We start from the raw sequence: 16,667 nt of genomic DNA, 5'->3' as shown, positions 1-16,667 counted from the left end.
AAACCTCTATTTTATGTTAAATATAACCTTATAAAATGAGAAAAAGTCGCCAAAGGGGCGACTTATTCCACATAATTGGGTTCAAATCATTTCTATCTATTCTTCTTAAAGTTTTCGGCCTGTTCGAAGATTTCGCCGTAGACTTCGTCGCGTTCTACGGGTGGGTAGCCGAATTCGTCTAGCTTGATGATTAGATCCACCTTGAGCATAGACTTGATGTCGTCTTTCTTATTCCAGTCTGGGTATGCGGCAACATCATCTACGATATTCTTTACTTCCTTGGACAAAGCAATCAGCTTGTCTTCGGGATAAGTAAAGTGGTACTTATCGCAAAGCATCTTCAAAATGTCATAGAAGGCGTTTTCTTCGAAGCTTAAGCCCTTGTCGTCACCGGCATCGAAGGCGGCTCGGACTTCCATGATCATGTTGGTCAGGGTCTCGGCCATTTCTTCGTAGACTTCGCTCTTCAAGATGTCTTGTTCGGTGCGGTCGTTGTATGTTTCGACCAGCGCCTGCATTTTCTTGGTGAAATCGACACCCTTGATCTTATTGACTTTGCGAATTTGGCCAATAGCTTTTTTCAAAAGCATCTGAAGAAGCTTGATTTTTGTATTCGGAAGTTTGATGCGGTTAATGTGCTCCAGGTATTCCTTGTCAAAGATGTTCTGAACAGAATTTTCGGCATTTTCATCATTCAACTTCAAGACTTCTTCAACGCCATCACTCTGGAGGGCGGCGGCAATCATCTCACGAACGTGGGCATTCATCTGGGCTGTATCGGGAGCATCGCCCTTTGTCAGCTTATGAATGATAGAACGGATTGCGAAATAGAAATGAGCCTTATTGCGTTCTGCCTGCTCGATTTTTTCGTTACCCACGCAAATGTCGTAGGATGCCTTCAGGCGCTGAGACAACCCCATAAAGCGAGCTTCATTCTCTTTCGTCTTCTGAACATATTCCTGAGCCTGGCGCAGGCATTCTAGTTTCTTGAGTTCAGCCCCCTCGCCCACAGATTTAAAGTAGGCGGAAGCATCAAAGCCATGCATCAGGCGGTCAAGTAAATCTAGGTGATTGCGGAATTCCGTAATGGCAGCAGAAATATCTTCTACGTTCTGTTCAGAACCGGCACCATATTGCTTTAAGGCAAGGTTCATTCTGCGCTTGATACCGATGTAATCCACAACAATGCCCTTGTCCTTGCCGGCAAAGGTGCGGTTCACTCGAGAAATAGTCTGGATCAAGGAATGTTGCTGAATGGGCTTATCGATGTAAATGGCGTCAAGGCAAGGCACATCAAAGCCGGTCAGCCACATATCCACCACAATGGCAATCTTGAAATTGGAGCGTTCCTGTTTGAACAAGCGGTCCAGTTCCTTGCGGTCATCCTTGTCACCAAGCAAATCCCACAAGTCCTTTTCATCGTCCTTGTTGCGGGTCATGACCATCTTGATGCGTTCAACTGGCTTCAGCTCTCGCTTTTCCTTGTCGCTCAGTTCCTCTCCCGGGACAACCAGAGATTCATCAAAGGCCTTTGCCGTACCCCAATCAGGGCGAAGTTCCAAGATGTTCTTATAAAGCTGATAAGCGATCTTGCGATTGTAGCAAACGAACATGGCCTTGCCACGGACCGAAGACTTTTCCTCGATGCGGGCCTCGTAATGGGCAACGAAGTCTGCGGCAACGGCTTTCAAACGGTCCGGATCGCCAAGGATAACACCCATCTGGGCCATTTCACGTTTACTTTGGCCCACCTGGTATTCGTTGGCACCTTGTTCCGCAGCTTCATCATAATACTTTTCAATATCTTCTAGAACGGAATTGTTCAGCACCACCTTAGCGGCACGACCTTCGTAAACGATAGGCACCGTAATGCCATCCTTCACGGATTCCACCATAGTGTAGATATCCACTTCATCACCGAATACTTCCAGCGTGGCATCTACAGGCGTTCCTGTAAAGCCCACGTAAGTTGCATTAGGCAAGGAATCGTGCAGATAGCGAGCAAAGCCATAGCTGGTCTTTACGCCTTTATCGGTCACGGTAACTTTTTGATCCAGGTTGGTCTGAGTTCGATGCGCTTCGTCAGAAATGCAAACCACATTGTTGCGGTCCGTCAAGAGTTCAATATCTTCGCTGAATTTCTGGATTGTGGTAAGGAACACTCCCCCACTCTTACGGCCTTTCAACTTTTCGCGAAGGTCTGCTCGGCTTTCAACACTTTCGACACGTTCATCGCCGATGTACTTCTTGGATCCAACAAACAAACCAGAAAGCTGGTCATCCAAATCGGTGCGGTCTGTTATCAAGATTATGGTCGGGCTCTTGAATTCCTGGGAACGCATCAGCAAGCGTGTCAAGAAGAGCATGGTATAGCTCTTTCCGCAGCCAGTCGCTCCAAAATAGGTGCCACCCTTGCCATTGCCAGCAGGCTTGCGAGCCTTGCAAATATTCTCGTACAAAGATCGTGCAGCGTAATATTGCGGGTAACGGCAAAGAACCTTCAATTCCTTTTTGCTGCTATCCGGGAAATACTGGAAATTCTTGAAAATATCCAGCAGGCGCTTACGGCCAAACATTCCCTGGATCATGGAATACAGGCTTTCAATACCCTCGGCATCAACACGCTTATCCTTAAAACCAATACGACGCCAGGCGTAATAGTAATCGTACTTGGCAAAGAAACTACCGGCCTTGTTATTAACGCCATCGCTAATGACACAGAAGGCGTTATAGACAAACAGCTGGGGAATATCACGGCGGTAACGAACGGTCAACTGTTCAAAGGCATTGAACACTGTGGCATCTTCACGAACAGCGCTCTTGAACTCAAAAACAACCAGAGGCAAGCCGTTTACGTAAAGAATTCCATCGGGAATACGCTTTTCGTTCCCTAGGCCAACAATTTCCAGCTGGTTTACAAACTTGATAATGTTATGGTCTGCGCTGTACTTTGCCTGAACATCGGCAGCCAAGGCGACACCGGAATCTTCGGAATCCAAGCCAAAGCCCACCTTTCGATGATCCCCTAATGCAGAATAATCCACCAGTTCAATAAGAATATCCTTCTGCTTCGGGTCTTCGCGCTTGAGCATGTAACCGTCAGAAAGCCATGTACAGAACTTCTTGTTACTCTCGTAAAGGTCGCTTGCGGCCAAAGAACGCAACTCCATCACAAGAAGCTGGATTTCATTGTCGGTAATGCCCTCGGCATCATACCTGCGATGCAGATATTCCCGCAAGTCCGATTCAATCAGGACATCTTCTTCGGAACGGGCAATCTGCTCCCCAGGAACATAAGAATACCCCTCCTGAACAAGGAGATCCTTGATCGCAATCTCTAAATCAGCTTCTTTGAAGGCCATGATTTAAAGATAACTTAGTTTTTGCAATACAAAAATATAAGGTCACAAATTTTGACCTTAAAAGTTCACATACACCCTATTTACATCAACCACGGCAAAGGGAGTGGCTTTAGGGAATGGCGATTAAAAGCATCCAGCACAGTCCCACGAAGGACGGTCCACAACGTTCGATTAAGCTGCTGACGGATGAAAACTTCCTTCAGTTTTTCATCTTTCAACAACTCAAGAGACTTTTCTAAATCAGACGTTGTGAATATAACAGCAATAACATATTGCGTTTTGAAATAATCCTTGCCTCTAACGGCGAAATTTATTTCGTACTTGATTCTAAACAACAAGTTTCCATTATTTACTGCAGGATCCTCATTGGCAAATGCCTGACCGGTCTTTACTTCAGCTTGCTCGCCTTTTTCCAATTCCTCCGGATAAAAGACTACAGCCTCATGAGATTCCATGAATCGAATATCAGCAAGCTGAAGCAAACCTAACAACTCTTTAAACTTTTCTTTCATAAGAAACCTCGCTGTTATGCGGCATACACATTCTTACCATTAATCAATTTCAGTGTAGTGGCACTCCAGGACAATCCGGCAGTCGTATTGTACGTAGCCATCGATTCACAAGCCATACCAACCTTGAAAGTCTTTTTTGCAAAGCATTGAAATTCAGATTCAATAGCATCACGAAGGACTTCATCCAAATACTCGTTCGTGGTCTTGTTTTCACCGGATGCGAGTTTGCGAACCGTATTTTGCAGGTCATAAGGAACCTGAACAGTCATATCCTTCATAGGGGTGACGAGCAATTCACCACCAACAGCTTCAGCCATTTTCAACAACTGCTTGTAAGAAGGATTTGTCTTCAAGGACTCAATGCGGGAAATTGCGCTCTGGGTTGTGCCCATTTTCTCTGCAATATCTTTCTGAGTAAGATCCTTCGAATCCTTCAGGAACTCGTAATCAGCAAGAAAGGCAGACAAAGCCTCGTACATCTTTACAAAGGAAGCGAGTTTTTCATCTTCGCTTTCCAACGATTCCATGAAATTCAAAACTTCATCGTTCTTCATTGCATGTCTCCTTGCTTGACCATTTCCTTATACTGTTTTAACTTATCTTCTGCGTTGTTTAGCTTCATCGGTTTTGTTTTGTGCTTCAACTCAGCGCACAAAAGAATCAGCGTGTTTTTCAATAATTCCGCAAAGCAAAAATAGATTCGAAAAACACCTCCACCAGCCTGTTTGGGAATTCGCATTTCATAAAGTCCTCCTTTATCTGGGAACTTGTAAATCTGCTGGTTCTGCAGGTATGGTGATATATCGTCAACCTTAGCAAGATTTGTCAAAAAAGTCTTAACGCGCAAGTACAAATCGGGTCTATATCTGGACAAATCTTTTATTTCTCGCCCGACATCACCAACCTCGTCCTTATAGTCTTTATCGGGACTATGCAGCTCATCGTCAGGGAAAAACTTAAAATTCATGTTTAAAATATAGCATATATGCTATAAAAAGCAATAGATGGAATAATTTTTATAAAAAAAGACTCAAAAACTTCCGTTTTTGAGCCATTTTCAATCATTAATCCTATTTGCCTATTCAAACAACTTTGACGGTTCCAATTCTATTTGGGAATCTTCAAGTTTCTAGTAAAGATTCTGAAATTCCTTCAATAATTGAACAAATAGCATCAATATGGCAATCTTCTCTTTTTCCCTGAGGATGCTGAGAGAAAATATACTTTACACCATTGAACTCTTGGAAAGATGCTGTATGACGTCCCCATTTTACCTTTTTATTCTTTTGTGGATCCAAGCCAATATGTCGCACATAAAAATTCTCCCAACCAGATGTTAGGAAAACAATTGTTCGAGGATTTAAGATTTCAATTTCCTTATCCAGGATTGAGCAACATATTTCCTGTTGTTTCCTTTTCATATTAGAATTCGGGTTTCCGCTATCAGGACTGACCTTATAAAGGTTTGACCACGACACATACTTAAACCATTCTTTTTTCTTTTCAATTCTATTTATGACACCGATAATAATGCGCCAAAAAGCAGATTTCCTTGAATTATAACCTTTGGCACTGCCGGCGCAATTCTGAACCCACTCAATTTCGTCATCTCGGTTTACAATCCTACTCAGATTAGATTGAGAGAACAATTCGTCAACATTCTTGCTAGAACTAATCCAGCCATTTACAGATTTTCCTATGAAAAGAATTCTGTTTTTTGAGGAATCAAACTCCTTTCCTTTCTGAATAAAAAAAGTACAATAACAGTTCCACTCTTCATTTGTGAACTTAGAGAGAAGACTATCATATAGCGGCTTTAATTCATCTATTCTTTCCATCATACGGACAACTCACTCAAATAACTTTGACGGTTCTAGTTCCACTTGAGAATCTTCAAGTTTCTTGTATAGATTTGTGCAAAGAATGTTGAGAGCAGCTAATGCGTGAATGACGTTTTTCAAATTGGCAAGCTGGTAATTGGGGATGCCATTCTCTGGTTTATCGGCACGGAAATGTTTAACCTGGTTATAGTCCTTCCACCAGCCGGCAGCTTCGGCGCCGAAGTTGGCAAAAGGAACAACGTTAATTTTCTCGTAGGGATATTTCGTAGAAATCGTCTGATCCTTAATCCTAGAATCATTTGTAACAATGACAGACATCTTCTGAAGAATGTTCTTCGGCTTTGAAGCCGGATCAACCACCTTGCAGTATTCCTCCGCAAGGGAATCAATCTCACTACAGATATTCAGGAATAAATAAGTGTAGCGGCTAGAAAACGTACTGTAGTTACTCTTGTCAATAGTAACATATTCATCGGTCTCCAAGAAATCCTTTTCAAGGAGAAGATACTGCTTCCAGAAAATTTTAGAGAATTGTTGTTGAATCATTTGCTTTTTGCAGGAGGCTTGGGCGACGGAGATGTGGTCGGAAGTGTCTGAACCGGAGACGTATTTACTGATGCACGAGTATTAGCACCATCTTGATGAACAACATTAATCTTTATCGGAGCGTTGGTTGTCATTTTTCACCTCTTTTTTTATAAATTCAACCCTTATCACTTCTTTTGAAGAAATTAGCATTTTTTCAACATTATCTAACGGTATAATCTTATTATCATCATCAATCCAACCAGCATTAATAAGAATAAAATGACCTTTTTCAGGGCTATCTGGATATTGCAATATAAAGCCAATTAAACGTCTCTCTCCATCCAAGTGCAATATTGCTAATCCTGAAGAATCTCTAAAAAAAGAAAACCACTCTGATGGATGCAAAGTTTTATTTGTAAGATGCAACTTTGACAGCAATCCAATGGTATAACGAAATAGTTTAGAACGAGATGAATCCTCCCTAAACCATAAATTTGGAATATCATTATTCACGCACCAAGACAATAATAAACCAAGTAATACTGCGAGAATTATAGAAAGAACATAATTCAAATCATCAGACGCGTTCTCTATACAATTATAGCATAACATTATATAATTTAAAACTATCACCCCGGTTTTTACAAATGCCGTCATAACAAGGGCTTGAACAACCCTTTCAAAGGGAGTTGATTTTTCATACGATGTCAAAAGATAAAATATACCGGCAGAGATAAAGCCCGGCAACAATTTAAAAACTACATCCACAAATTCCATATTGCTTCCAATATTTTTCTGACAAATTATTCTTTACTTAATTTTGACTCTGCATCTGCGATTTTTTGTTTCAAACATTCTTCCTTGTTAAATTTCAAGAACAACCTTCTCCGAGATTTTACATCATCAAGTTTCTATTCAAATTTTTTAAAGATTCCAACAACATTTTGCACATATCATAGAATCGTTGACTGTACGAAACACATTCTTCTTTGGCCAATTCAATGTGATGATCCGCCATAGTTCTATAGTCTCTGACTTCTTTTAACAATTTCGATAATTGAGTTGAACCGCATATTTTCTGTTCAACCAATTTCAGCATTTGAGCACTTGATAACGGGCGATGTTCCTTTCCTGGATTGTACAAATCAGATTCTTCGGCAACATTCTTTTCAAGGATCCATTTCTTTATCAACTTTTCATCAATGTTTCCATTTGCAAAGAGTTTATCCAATTCAGAGCAGGAATCACAAAAGGATTTCAATGTATTCTCAACAGGAGCCTTTAGCAAAGGATTCTCTGTATTCCTAAAGATATCTACTCCAAATGATTCATTTATTTTTTTCAAAGACTCAAAGACGCCTGAAATAGGATCAATATAATCAGCAAATTCTCCATAAAACTGACTATGGACAAATTTTTGATACGCCTCGTCTTTTTCGTAATCAAGGAACTTGGCTTCCTTTAGTTCATAGGATTCCCAATGTTTCTGATTTTGTTCAGACATTGCTGCAAGATCCTTGTAAATAGCCCCCACGACTATTTGACCATTTTCAAGTTTTCTTTTTGAATAACGAACCCAGATGTATGGAGTATTTTCACCTAAAGAGAGTACAGAACCTCCTGATTCAGAATCTTCAGTCTCATATTTTTCAGGATGGCCAAAATAACGACGTAAGACTTCTTCATCAAAATAGGCTTGAGCAATCTGGCCAGCACCAAGCTTTAGTCGTTTCTTATATTCAGGAATATTTTGGCGAAGTAATCCTAACTTTTCATAATAACAGGCTAGAATTCTTTGGGAAGGAAAGAACATGTGTGTTATTTGATCTTTAAATTCTGGAGATTCTTGAATATTCCTCGGATCAAAACTCATCGTACATAGTTTAACATTTCTATTTAAACTTCCATAGCCCAAGTTCTGAAAACTTTCAAATATTCTCATGGCAGCTTCATTTGTTATTTGCAAATGTTCTGCCAAATCCAAGGCTGAAATACCAACTGGATTATCAAACCATTTCTTTGAACAATACTCTAAAATCTCAGATGGTTTAAAAGTTCTTTCTTCTTCCAATTACATAAACCTTTTGATAAAAATTAGGTACGAATACAAGCTTCAATAAACATTTTACCAAATGCAGTGACGCTATAATAGCATTTATTCAACGTTATACTTTTATATTGGTTCGGCACAAGCATTTTTCTTAAAGTTTCTATCGCATGAAAAGAAGCAATTTCATCATAAAGGCTCTCATTAACTTTATGAACTCCAAAATTATCTTTTAGAATTCCCATACTTTCTAAATTTGATAAATAAGCAAGTTCATTACTAGGATATAGTAAAGAAACCTTCTTTTGTATATTCGTAACATGCTTGCATATCACTTGATAGCCTTTTTCCACATTACCGTTAAAATCACAATAAAGTATTTCATCTACATTTTGAAGATATTTTAGTATTCGAGCTTCGTCCGGAGATAAACGTTCTATCATAGACACAAAAGATGGATGAGCTACATTTACTCGATTTTCATTTGACGCATTAGTCAATAAATTTGTAAATAATTCTGCAATTTCATCATTTGTTGTATACGTTAACTTATCTAAAACAGGAGCCCCCAATTCAGGAGCAACCTCTATTCGCTTTCCTTCGGGAATTGATTCTAGCTTCTCCTTATATTCATTTAAGCGCTTTACAAAAAGTAACTTCGCCTTTTCGTTAACTAGTTTTAACGGAAGTAGAACTGTTGATGAAAATTCCAATACTGTGCCAAGGGCTTGACCAACAGCTTTTACACCAGGTTGTGCTAAATCAGAATATACTTGTGGTAGAATAGTTTTGGCACAATCAACTAAAACATTTTGCAGTTCAGAAGGAATTTCACTCATGTCTTTTATCCACCAATTTTGGAGAGGAGAAGGGTTTGCATTTGAGTTAATAATTGATTTTCTCTTCTACGCTCTTTTATAGATTCAAATAGAGGCACATATTCTTGTTTTAAAATTTTCAATTGAACATCTGATGGAATGACTATTGGAAAATCTTCTATTTGGGGGCCGCTAATATGCAAAATGGTAGAGCCAGTATTTACTCGCGATACATACTCAGAAAACTTTTCCATTTTCAGTGACATGTAGATATACAACTGAATTTCAATGGAATTCGCACGCAATCTTGTCACTCGTTGAGCTAAAAGTAAAGGCAAATCATATTCTGTAACTAAAGACCAGTTCTTTCCAACTTTTGATCCATCCATTCCGATGACAACATCCCATTCTTGCAAATAGCATTTTGCAATGCGTTCTGTTATTTCATCATTAAATCTCTTTACAGTATCCCAGCGGAGACTTTGCTCAGTCACATTTTCACCTCGCAAAGCAACAACTCCTTCCGTTTCAGAATACCGTTCGCCGTCAAAAGGGTATCCCGAATAACTTTTACACAGATCCCCGATTCTACCTTTGACAATAGAAGAATCTTCTTGGAACATCTTTTGATAAATTGTACAAGCGGTTTGTTCGAGGGTGGCGATGAGTTTCTTGTTGGTTTCTATGCGGTTTTGGAGGGTATTGTACTCGGCTACGATTTCGCGCTGTTTTTCTATTGAGGGGATGGGTACGAGAACTTCGCACATTTCGTCCCAATCAAATACTTCGCGGGCGCTTCCATGACTTTTGAAACGAGCGTAGCGGTCAAATTCTGGACGACGGAACCACATCATTAGATATTCTGGCTCCAAAGCATTTTTGTCGATGACTTCAAATACAGAATACGCTTGAGAAATAATTGCGTCATCAAATTCATCCAATAAAGCAACTGAAATTTTATCGCCGTTACGAGAGGTTACAGGACCATAGGCAAATTGACCTTTGGTTACAACCTTATAAGTGGATAAATCTGTTCCAACGATGTTGGCTATAGAAGGCATAAACGCTTTTGTTATGCTTACACCCAACAATCTCGTCACTTTCAAATCCCTGTTCCTTACATCCACAGGGCGAATGTAATCACCTAGGCGTTTCAAATCATTTTCAGACATCAAATAGATCCCTTAAATTTCTGCATTCCGGCTCGACTCTATTTCCCAAAAACGAAAAAAAAAATTGGGAAATAGCAACATTTTTTCTAACAAGAAACTTCTCCCAAAATTTTTCCAGACCAAAGTCTTTTCAGGAACTGGGTTGCTGGCCATACTTCAATTCCATTCAACTTTCGAGGAGTTTCTTCCATCGAAACAAGAATGAGCTTTGCTTCGGGATGTTCTTCGCCAAAGGCTTTCAGCCCCTTGGTGTCGTGAGACTCTACGTTTTTTGCAGACTTTATCTCAATCGCCACCTCGGCATCGCCAATAACGGCATCAACTTCGTAGTGGTTATCCAAAGTGTGCCAGTAACTGAGTGGCTTATCGCCACCCTTGCAATACGAAAGATATGCTCGCAGTTCCTGAATTATCAAGTGTTCCAGGGCATGTCCGTAAGTTTCGGTCCCCTGCACCAACGGAATTCTTTGCAACAAGTGGTTTGGTATTGCCACGTCAAAATAATAGAACTTGGGCGATTGCTGTACTTTGCGCTTGATTTCTTTTGTATAGGCAGGCAGATTGAACCCCAGCAGGGTTTCTTCCAAAATTGAAAAATATTCCTTCACAGTCTTTGCCGACACTCCGCAATCCCGAGCAATGTTTGCGTAATTGACAATTTCTGCGTTGCTGAGAGCGGCTACCTGCAAAAAGCGAGTAAAGGAATCTAGCCTACGCACCACAGATTCTTCCACAATTTCTTGTTGTAGATAATCGCCAATATAGGATTGTATTCGCCGCGTAGCATTTTTAGCAAGATAATGACGAGGTAGCATTCCGTTGTTCAAGGCATGATCTATATCGAAATCTGGGATTTCGGCACTGACCAACGGGAAAAGCGTCCGGCGCAAAGCGCGACCTCCCAACAGGTTTGCTCCGCTTCTGCGCAGTTTACGGGCGCTGGAACCGCTCAAGATAAACTTTATTCCCTTGTTCTCGATAAGCCAGTGAACTTCATCCAAAAGGGCGGGGACTTTCTGAACCTCGTCAATGATAACAAGTTCTCCATCTTCGAGCATTTCGCACTCTTCCCTCAATCGTGCGGGGCGAAGCCTGAATGCCATCTGCAAATCAGTCTTGAGCAGGTCGTAAAAACGAGCTTTGGGGAACAACGTTTTCAACAGGGTGCTTTTTCCTGTCTGACGGCTTCCCCATAAAAAAAGGCTATCTTCTTCTATTTCCGATATTTTTAAAATTCGTTCTAGCATAAAACTCCTTTTTCATCAAAAATAGCAAATTTAAGTAAAAATAGCCAATAAATCACATAAAAAAGGAAGTACTACTCCCGAAATTCTGTTAAAATCGGTAGTACCACTCCCTTTTTTCAGCATTTTTACAGTTCAAATCCCAGGTTCTTAAATACCTTTGCCAGTTCCTTTTCGGATTCTTTTTCCTTTTTCAAGAGTTCGCGCATTTCGGCCTGGAGACCGCGCATTTTCTCATCAAAATCCACCTGTTCATCGCGGTTCTTGAATTCGATGTACTTGCTGGGTACAAGGGACCAGTTCTTGGATTCGATTTCCTTGAGGGTTGCGGTTGCGCAGTATTCCGGTTCGTCCTTGATTTTCTGGACTTGCCACTTGTGATAGGTTCCGCTGATTTTTTCGATGTCAGCAGCACTGAACTGGGTGTATTTCTTTTCGAAGGGTTCGCCCATCTGGCGCAGGTCCATAAAGAGCACTTCGCCTTTTCGGCTGCGGTACTTGCGCAATTCCTCGCCCACCTTTACTTCGTGGGCAGTCTTGTTGTTGTTCAAGATCCAGAGTGTTACGCTGATGTCCGTAGAATAGAACATGTTGCGGGGCAAAATAAGGATTGCTTCCACCTTGTCGTTCTGCAAAAGTTCCTTACGGATCTGGAGTTCGTCACCTTCCCCACTGAGGGCTCCGTTAGAAAGCAGGAACCCGGCCACGCCATTGTCGGAGAGCTTGGAGAGAATGTTCAGGATCCAACCGTAGTTTGCGTTGCTGGTGGGCGGCACGGTGTAGCCCTTCCAGCGTGGGTCATCGAGGAGTTCGTTTTCGGCTCGCCAGGACTTCTGATTGAATGGCGGATTTGCCATGATGAAGTCGGCCTTCAAATCCTTGTGCTGGTCTTCGGCAAAGGTGTCGGCAGGTTTTTCGCCCAGGTTGCCGGTAATGCCACGGATGGCAAGGTTCATCTTGGCAAGTTTATAGGTTGTGCCGGTGTATTCCTGACCGTACACAGAAACCTCGCGCTTGTTGCCGTTATGGGCCTCGATAAACTTCATACTCTGCACGAACATACCGCCCGAACCGCAGCAGGGGTCATAAATCTTGCCACGGTAAGGTTCGATCATCTCGGCGATAAGGCCAACGATTGTTTTCGGGGTATAGAATTCGCCCTTTCCCTTGCCTTCGGCAATGGCGAACTTTCCAAGGAAGTATTCATACACACGGCCAACGACATCCTGTTCCTTGTCCTTGATGGTGTCGATGCCATCGATGTCGCTAATCAGGGCGGCAAGCTTTGCCACATCCAGCTGGAGGCGGGAGAAATAGTTGTCAGGGAGTGCGCCTCGGAGGCTCTTGTTCTTCTTTTCGATATTGGAGAGAGCCGTGTCGATAAGCAGGGCGATGTCGGCTTGGCGGGCATGTTCTACAATAAAACTCCAGCGGGAAGTTTCTTCCAGGTAGAACACATTGTCCTTGTTGTAGAACTCGGGCATTTCAAGGTACTTTTCGCGGCCAGCGGCCTTAAGTTTTTCGCGCTGTTCCTCGAACTTGTCGCTTGCAAACTTCAAGAAGATCAGAGAAAGAACCACATGCTTGTATTCAGCTGGTTCAACGCTTCCGCGCAACTTGTTAGCCGATTCCCAGAGGGATGCCTCTACAGACTTTTCTACAACAGCTTTCTTGGTTGTTTTCGCCACTTTTGCCATGTATGTACCTAATTATAAATGCTAGATCCTTCGCTCCGCTCAGGATGACACAAGGGAACGAAAGGATGACTTTTCAATAGAAATATAAGATAAATTATGCCTAGTCCGGCTTTTCAAGCGCAACATTTGGAAGCTTCTTTAACAATCTTATTACCTTTGCCCACTCTTTTTCATTAGGTGGGTAAAAAACACGTATTTTTTTGTTTGGGAAAACCTTGGCAACTTCGCATGTGTTTACCGATATAGGGATAAGTAGCGAATCAATTGCAGGAAATCTCTTACAGAAGAGCTTATATTGCTCAATAAATAAATCTTTGCCCCAGCATAGAGTAAAATCAGCTCTATACCTTAAAAAAGAGGATGACAAATTAGACTTTTCTCTAAGGAAAATACACCAATGAGGCTTATTCTTTTCATCTCTGGCCGTTAATTGCAAAAATTCATCATCTAAATTATCCTCAAAATCGGCAAGCCATCGCAGAGCTTTGCCATCAAACTTTTCTGCAGGAGCATAAAGTTTCTCATTCATCAAAACTTTGGAAAATGGATCGTTTATTGCATTTTGCATCCCATACGCAAACGAGCCCATAGTATGTTTGGCAAAATGCTCAAAGCCGGGCAAGTCGTTTAATCGAACAGGCTTCTTGCAAATGAAATCCGTTCCTCGAACTCCGTATTGAGTTTCGTCAAACATTTCAATTTCTTCTACCTGAGTATAGCTCCATAGGAAGAAATCCTTTTGTTTACGCCCCTTTTGCTTGATGCCAACAATCAGATAAACTTTTTCGCCCTTTAACTTAAGGCAATCTCTTTTCTTTGATGTTGTATAGCCTTCGCCACAGACTTTATTCTCGTAAAAAGCACCTTCAAAAGGCAAATATCCTAACGCATTGAAGTTGTGATACTGCACGTAGCAACATTTTTCAAGATTCTGCTTGCGGGGCCACATTCTGTCTGCACTGGGCGGACACATCATTCGATTGTATTCCGGTTGCAGTTCTTCAATCTTGGCATACTCATTTTTGGTAAGGTCATCCCTGTCGCACTCCAAAAGCACTTCAAATTTGAAGTTTCCGTAAACGCCTGGCTGAGAAACCTGCTGCGTGAGGCCATATTTCAAGAAAGCCCTTCGAAGGGGATTCTCTCCATCGGGATTTTCAATCTTGTCCAGAGACTGGGTATGCTGTTTCCAACGGCTGGAAATATTAATAGACTGGCCGATATAGCACTTGTTGTTGACCAGATTAGTAATCTTGTAAATCCCGCATACTTGATCCATACATAAACCTCAGGATAAATTTATCCTAAAATTTTGACAAATTAGTGTCAGAAACGAAAAAAGAACCCCAGAACCTCGCGGTGGAGATTGTCAAAAAAACGGCGTTCAACGCAGAGGCTTGAAGGAAGGAAAATAAACGTTCCTAGAGTCACTGATTTTCAATATATTCCTGATAAAGTGCCACCGGGCCGAGGTGCCACATCTTGGTGTTTTCTTGTTCCAGCTCGCTGTAGGTTTTCGAAAGATAGAGTTTTTTGAGAGCTTCTACAGGTTCAATGTTTGAATCTTCCGCAAGCATTTCAGCCATCCAGGAGAGTTTGGAAGGCAGGAGCAAATAAAGATTTTCCTGGTTTACTTCCAAATTCATTTTACCCCTCCCTGGCGAACTGCAATAAACTCATCGATTTCTTCCACAAGCCATGTAGCACTTTGTGTATGCAAAACTTCAAAGTGTTCCTGCAAATATTCCAAAACGCCATACTTGTCTAAATGCTGCATAGCTTCGGCTCCAGAAATTTGCTTCGCATTCTTATATTGCTCAATGCAAAACGAAATAAAATAAGAAATGTTTGACGGCTTTTCTTTCATACTATTCTATCCGACTATTTCGTTTTCATTCCTTAAAACGGAACTTTCCCTTGCCGTGGCCCACAACAGGTTCTATCAAATTGAGGGCTTGCAATTTTTTCAAGGCAGCCGACGCCGATGAGGCTCCGCAGACGACGATTTCCCTTACTCTAGAAACACCAAAAATTTCGTCTAGCTCTACGCCCCGAACAAATTTCAGCAAATTTTCCTTAGCGGTCTTATTAAACGAGGATTCTTCCACAGCTAGTTCAATCTTTGCTTTTTTCGTTTCAATCGTTGGCTTTTCATTACCAATCGTTGGTTTTTGAGTGTTAATCGTTGGTTTTTGACCTTTAAAGTCCACATGCATAAACCGATTTTTCAGTTCATTATGTTCGCCCATGAGCATGTTACGGAAGAACTTTTCCAAGAATTCTGGATTTTTATCGATACCCTTCTGCAGATTCTTGTAGTTGGCGCGGACCAGAGCGTTTCTGAAATACCAGGAGTTCTTCGCAAAAATGTCGTTAGAAACCTTAAAGCCCATGGAACGCAAGTACTTGATGGTAAACACGGCGGTCGTTCTCGTATTGCCTTCGCCAAAGGCATGGATTTGCCACAGTCTCGAAACAAAGTAGGCCAGGTGTTCCACAATTTGGTCCATGGATAAGCCTCCATAGATAAAATTGCGTTCCTGCTCAAAGTCGTAATCCAGGGCCATCTTCAGTTCAAAGGCGGCCCCGTACATTACGGATGCCCCGTTCAGAACCCATTCCTTTTTAGAAATGTCGTAGTCTCGGATTTTTCCGGCAAACTTATAAATTCCCTGGAACAGTTTCCCGTGAATCGCAATCAGGTACGAGGGCGAGAAATTGAATGACTTTTCGCTGAGAATTTTTGCGATGCGCGCAGAAACCTTGTCCGCCTCTTCGGCGTCATCTTCGTCGTCATTCCGTTCTGTCTTTGACTCGTAATAACTGTTGATCAGTTTCTGAGCTTCGTCAATGGTAATGTCGCCATCGATGTTACGGCGGGCAGTCTCAAAAAGGTACTTGGAAGGAGTTAGCCCATCGACCTGCTGCAAGCCAATTGCCGTGGACCAGGCAGAAGACATTTCATGCCGACTTGGTTCCGTATGACGAATGTATTCGTCAAAGTCTAGTTCAAACTTTTTCTTTTCCATTGCTCGTATGAACGATATGCGTACCTTGATTGTTTATATGAGGGAAATATAAGTAAATAAAAAACTCCTTACAAACAATTCACGATAACATCCACCATAATTTCCTTTTCTTCGGGCCTGGAGTGGTATGTGCAAATTTTGATACAACCACTTCCACCCACGATAGTCTTGGCAACTGAATTTACAGTTCTTTTACATTTTTACCCTTTACAAAAAATACACATAAACTATTATTCCTCCCGAGCGTTACGAACAGTCTCCTGAACACTTGAGTTAATCAAGTGTTTTTTCTTATAGGAGATAATATGCCCACACAAAAAAAAACAAACATCATCGGCAACAACGAATCCCCCAAAACGGAAATCGCGTCTCTATTGGCGGATTGCGCCTTCAAGTACGTGTACACCCGAGACAATC

At 41.5% G+C, this 16,667-nt stretch carries 16 protein-coding genes; all 16 read right to left on the bottom strand.

Annotated elements, in window-relative coordinates; all coding sequences use genetic code 11:
- Positions 1–92: 92 nt before the first annotated feature.
- The 16 genes from BUB73_RS14150 to BUB73_RS14075 all read right to left on the bottom strand — a co-directional run bounded on the left by BUB73_RS14150 (position 93) and on the right by BUB73_RS14075 (position 16,250).
- Entirely contained in the window at positions 93–3,362 is a 3,270-nt protein-coding gene (locus tag BUB73_RS14150; RefSeq protein WP_073286842.1) for a type I restriction endonuclease subunit R, read from the bottom strand.
- An 80-nt stretch (positions 3,363–3,442) separates the two neighbouring features.
- Positions 3,443–3,874 (bottom strand): hypothetical protein, encoded by a 432-nt coding sequence (locus BUB73_RS14145; RefSeq protein WP_073286840.1) that lies wholly within the window; start codon positions 3,872–3,874, stop codon positions 3,443–3,445.
- A gap of 14 nt (positions 3,875–3,888) precedes the next feature.
- The gene (locus tag BUB73_RS14140) at positions 3,889–4,428 is read right to left on the bottom strand and encodes a helix-turn-helix domain-containing protein (RefSeq protein ID WP_073286837.1); all 540 of its coding nucleotides are present in this window, start codon (positions 4,426–4,428) and stop codon (positions 3,889–3,891) included.
- Positions 4,425–4,841, bottom strand: a complete 417-nt coding sequence (locus tag BUB73_RS14135; RefSeq protein WP_073286834.1) for a hypothetical protein — start codon at positions 4,839–4,841, stop codon at positions 4,425–4,427. The genes BUB73_RS14140 and BUB73_RS14135 overlap by 4 nt, the downstream gene beginning before the upstream one ends.
- A 154-nt stretch (positions 4,842–4,995) precedes the next feature.
- The gene (locus BUB73_RS14130; RefSeq protein WP_083539802.1) at positions 4,996–5,715 is read right to left on the bottom strand and encodes a hypothetical protein; all 720 of its coding nucleotides are present in this window, start codon (positions 5,713–5,715) and stop codon (positions 4,996–4,998) included.
- Positions 5,716–5,724: 9 nt separating this feature from the next.
- Positions 5,725–6,261 (bottom strand): hypothetical protein, encoded by a 537-nt coding sequence (locus tag BUB73_RS14125; protein WP_073286831.1) that lies wholly within the window; start codon positions 6,259–6,261, stop codon positions 5,725–5,727.
- Between the two features lie 105 nt (positions 6,262–6,366).
- A complete protein-coding gene (locus BUB73_RS14120) occupies positions 6,367–7,020 on the bottom strand; it encodes a hypothetical protein (protein ID WP_073286828.1) in 654 nt (217 codons plus the stop codon).
- A 118-nt stretch (positions 7,021–7,138) separates the two neighbouring features.
- Entirely contained in the window at positions 7,139–8,314 is a 1,176-nt protein-coding gene (locus BUB73_RS14115) for a hypothetical protein (protein WP_073286825.1), read from the bottom strand.
- 23 nt (positions 8,315–8,337) lie between these two features.
- Complete coding sequence (locus tag BUB73_RS14110) at positions 8,338–9,129, bottom strand: DUF4393 domain-containing protein (RefSeq protein ID WP_083539801.1); 792 nt, start codon at positions 9,127–9,129, stop codon at positions 8,338–8,340.
- A 5-nt stretch (positions 9,130–9,134) separates the two neighbouring features.
- A complete protein-coding gene (locus BUB73_RS17415) occupies positions 9,135–10,280 on the bottom strand; it encodes a restriction endonuclease subunit S (protein ID WP_073286822.1) in 1,146 nt (381 codons plus the stop codon).
- Between the two features lie 86 nt (positions 10,281–10,366).
- Complete coding sequence (locus BUB73_RS14100) at positions 10,367–11,527, bottom strand: ATP-binding protein (RefSeq protein ID WP_073286819.1); 1,161 nt, start codon at positions 11,525–11,527, stop codon at positions 10,367–10,369.
- A 125-nt stretch (positions 11,528–11,652) separates the two neighbouring features.
- Complete coding sequence (locus tag BUB73_RS14095) at positions 11,653–13,221, bottom strand: type I restriction-modification system subunit M (protein ID WP_073286816.1); 1,569 nt, start codon at positions 13,219–13,221, stop codon at positions 11,653–11,655.
- A 100-nt stretch (positions 13,222–13,321) separates the two neighbouring features.
- Entirely contained in the window at positions 13,322–14,500 is a 1,179-nt protein-coding gene (locus BUB73_RS14090) for a GIY-YIG nuclease family protein (RefSeq protein WP_073286813.1), read from the bottom strand.
- A 148-nt stretch (positions 14,501–14,648) separates the two neighbouring features.
- Complete coding sequence (locus BUB73_RS14085) at positions 14,649–14,867, bottom strand: hypothetical protein (protein ID WP_073286811.1); 219 nt, start codon at positions 14,865–14,867, stop codon at positions 14,649–14,651.
- Positions 14,864–15,088 (bottom strand): DUF3791 domain-containing protein, encoded by a 225-nt coding sequence (locus BUB73_RS14080; RefSeq protein WP_073286809.1) that lies wholly within the window; start codon positions 15,086–15,088, stop codon positions 14,864–14,866. Before BUB73_RS14080 ends, BUB73_RS14085 begins: the two co-directional genes overlap by 4 nt.
- A gap of 25 nt (positions 15,089–15,113) precedes the next feature.
- Positions 15,114–16,250, bottom strand: coding sequence for a Fic family protein (locus tag BUB73_RS14075; protein ID WP_073286806.1), 1,137 nt, complete (start codon positions 16,248–16,250; stop codon positions 15,114–15,116).
- Positions 16,251–16,667: the final 417 nt, after the last annotated feature.

The sequence above is a fragment of the Fibrobacter sp. UWH6 genome, from assembly GCF_900142465.1.
Classification (GTDB): Bacteria; Fibrobacterota; Fibrobacteria; order Fibrobacterales; family Fibrobacteraceae; genus Fibrobacter.
Note: the sequence above shows the minus strand (reverse complement) of the source record. Positions and strands in the feature narration are given on the sequence as shown.

What these genes read in the sequence shown, in the direction of transcription:
- BUB73_RS14150 (WP_073286842.1), bottom strand. Translation starts at nt 3,362, where the DNA reads ATGGCCTTCAAAGAAGCTGATTTAGAGATTGCGATCAAGGATCTCCTT.
- BUB73_RS14145 (WP_073286840.1), bottom strand. Translation starts at nt 3,874, where the DNA reads ATGAAAGAAAAGTTTAAAGAGTTGTTAGGTTTGCTTCAGCTTGCTGAT.
- BUB73_RS14140 (WP_073286837.1), bottom strand. Translation starts at nt 4,428, where the DNA reads ATGAAGAACGATGAAGTTTTGAATTTCATGGAATCGTTGGAAAGCGAA.
- BUB73_RS14135 (WP_073286834.1), bottom strand. Translation starts at nt 4,841, where the DNA reads ATGAATTTTAAGTTTTTCCCTGACGATGAGCTGCATAGTCCCGATAAA.
- BUB73_RS14130 (WP_083539802.1), bottom strand. Translation starts at nt 5,715, where the DNA reads ATGATGGAAAGAATAGATGAATTAAAGCCGCTATATGATAGTCTTCTC.
- BUB73_RS14125 (WP_073286831.1), bottom strand. Translation starts at nt 6,261, where the DNA reads ATGATTCAACAACAATTCTCTAAAATTTTCTGGAAGCAGTATCTTCTC.
- BUB73_RS14120 (WP_073286828.1), bottom strand. Translation starts at nt 7,020, where the DNA reads ATGGAATTTGTGGATGTAGTTTTTAAATTGTTGCCGGGCTTTATCTCT.
- BUB73_RS14110 (WP_083539801.1), bottom strand. Translation starts at nt 9,129, where the DNA reads ATGAGTGAAATTCCTTCTGAACTGCAAAATGTTTTAGTTGATTGTGCC.
- BUB73_RS17415 (WP_073286822.1), bottom strand. Translation starts at nt 10,280, where the DNA reads ATGTCTGAAAATGATTTGAAACGCCTAGGTGATTACATTCGCCCTGTG.
- BUB73_RS14100 (WP_073286819.1), bottom strand. Translation starts at nt 11,527, where the DNA reads ATGCTAGAACGAATTTTAAAAATATCGGAAATAGAAGAAGATAGCCTT.
- BUB73_RS14095 (WP_073286816.1), bottom strand. Translation starts at nt 13,221, where the DNA reads ATGGCAAAAGTGGCGAAAACAACCAAGAAAGCTGTTGTAGAAAAGTCT.
- BUB73_RS14090 (WP_073286813.1), bottom strand. Translation starts at nt 14,500, where the DNA reads ATGGATCAAGTATGCGGGATTTACAAGATTACTAATCTGGTCAACAAC.
- BUB73_RS14085 (WP_073286811.1), bottom strand. Translation starts at nt 14,867, where the DNA reads ATGAATTTGGAAGTAAACCAGGAAAATCTTTATTTGCTCCTGCCTTCC.
- BUB73_RS14080 (WP_073286809.1), bottom strand. Translation starts at nt 15,088, where the DNA reads ATGAAAGAAAAGCCGTCAAACATTTCTTATTTTATTTCGTTTTGCATT.
- BUB73_RS14075 (WP_073286806.1), bottom strand. Translation starts at nt 16,250, where the DNA reads ATGGAAAAGAAAAAGTTTGAACTAGACTTTGACGAATACATTCGTCAT.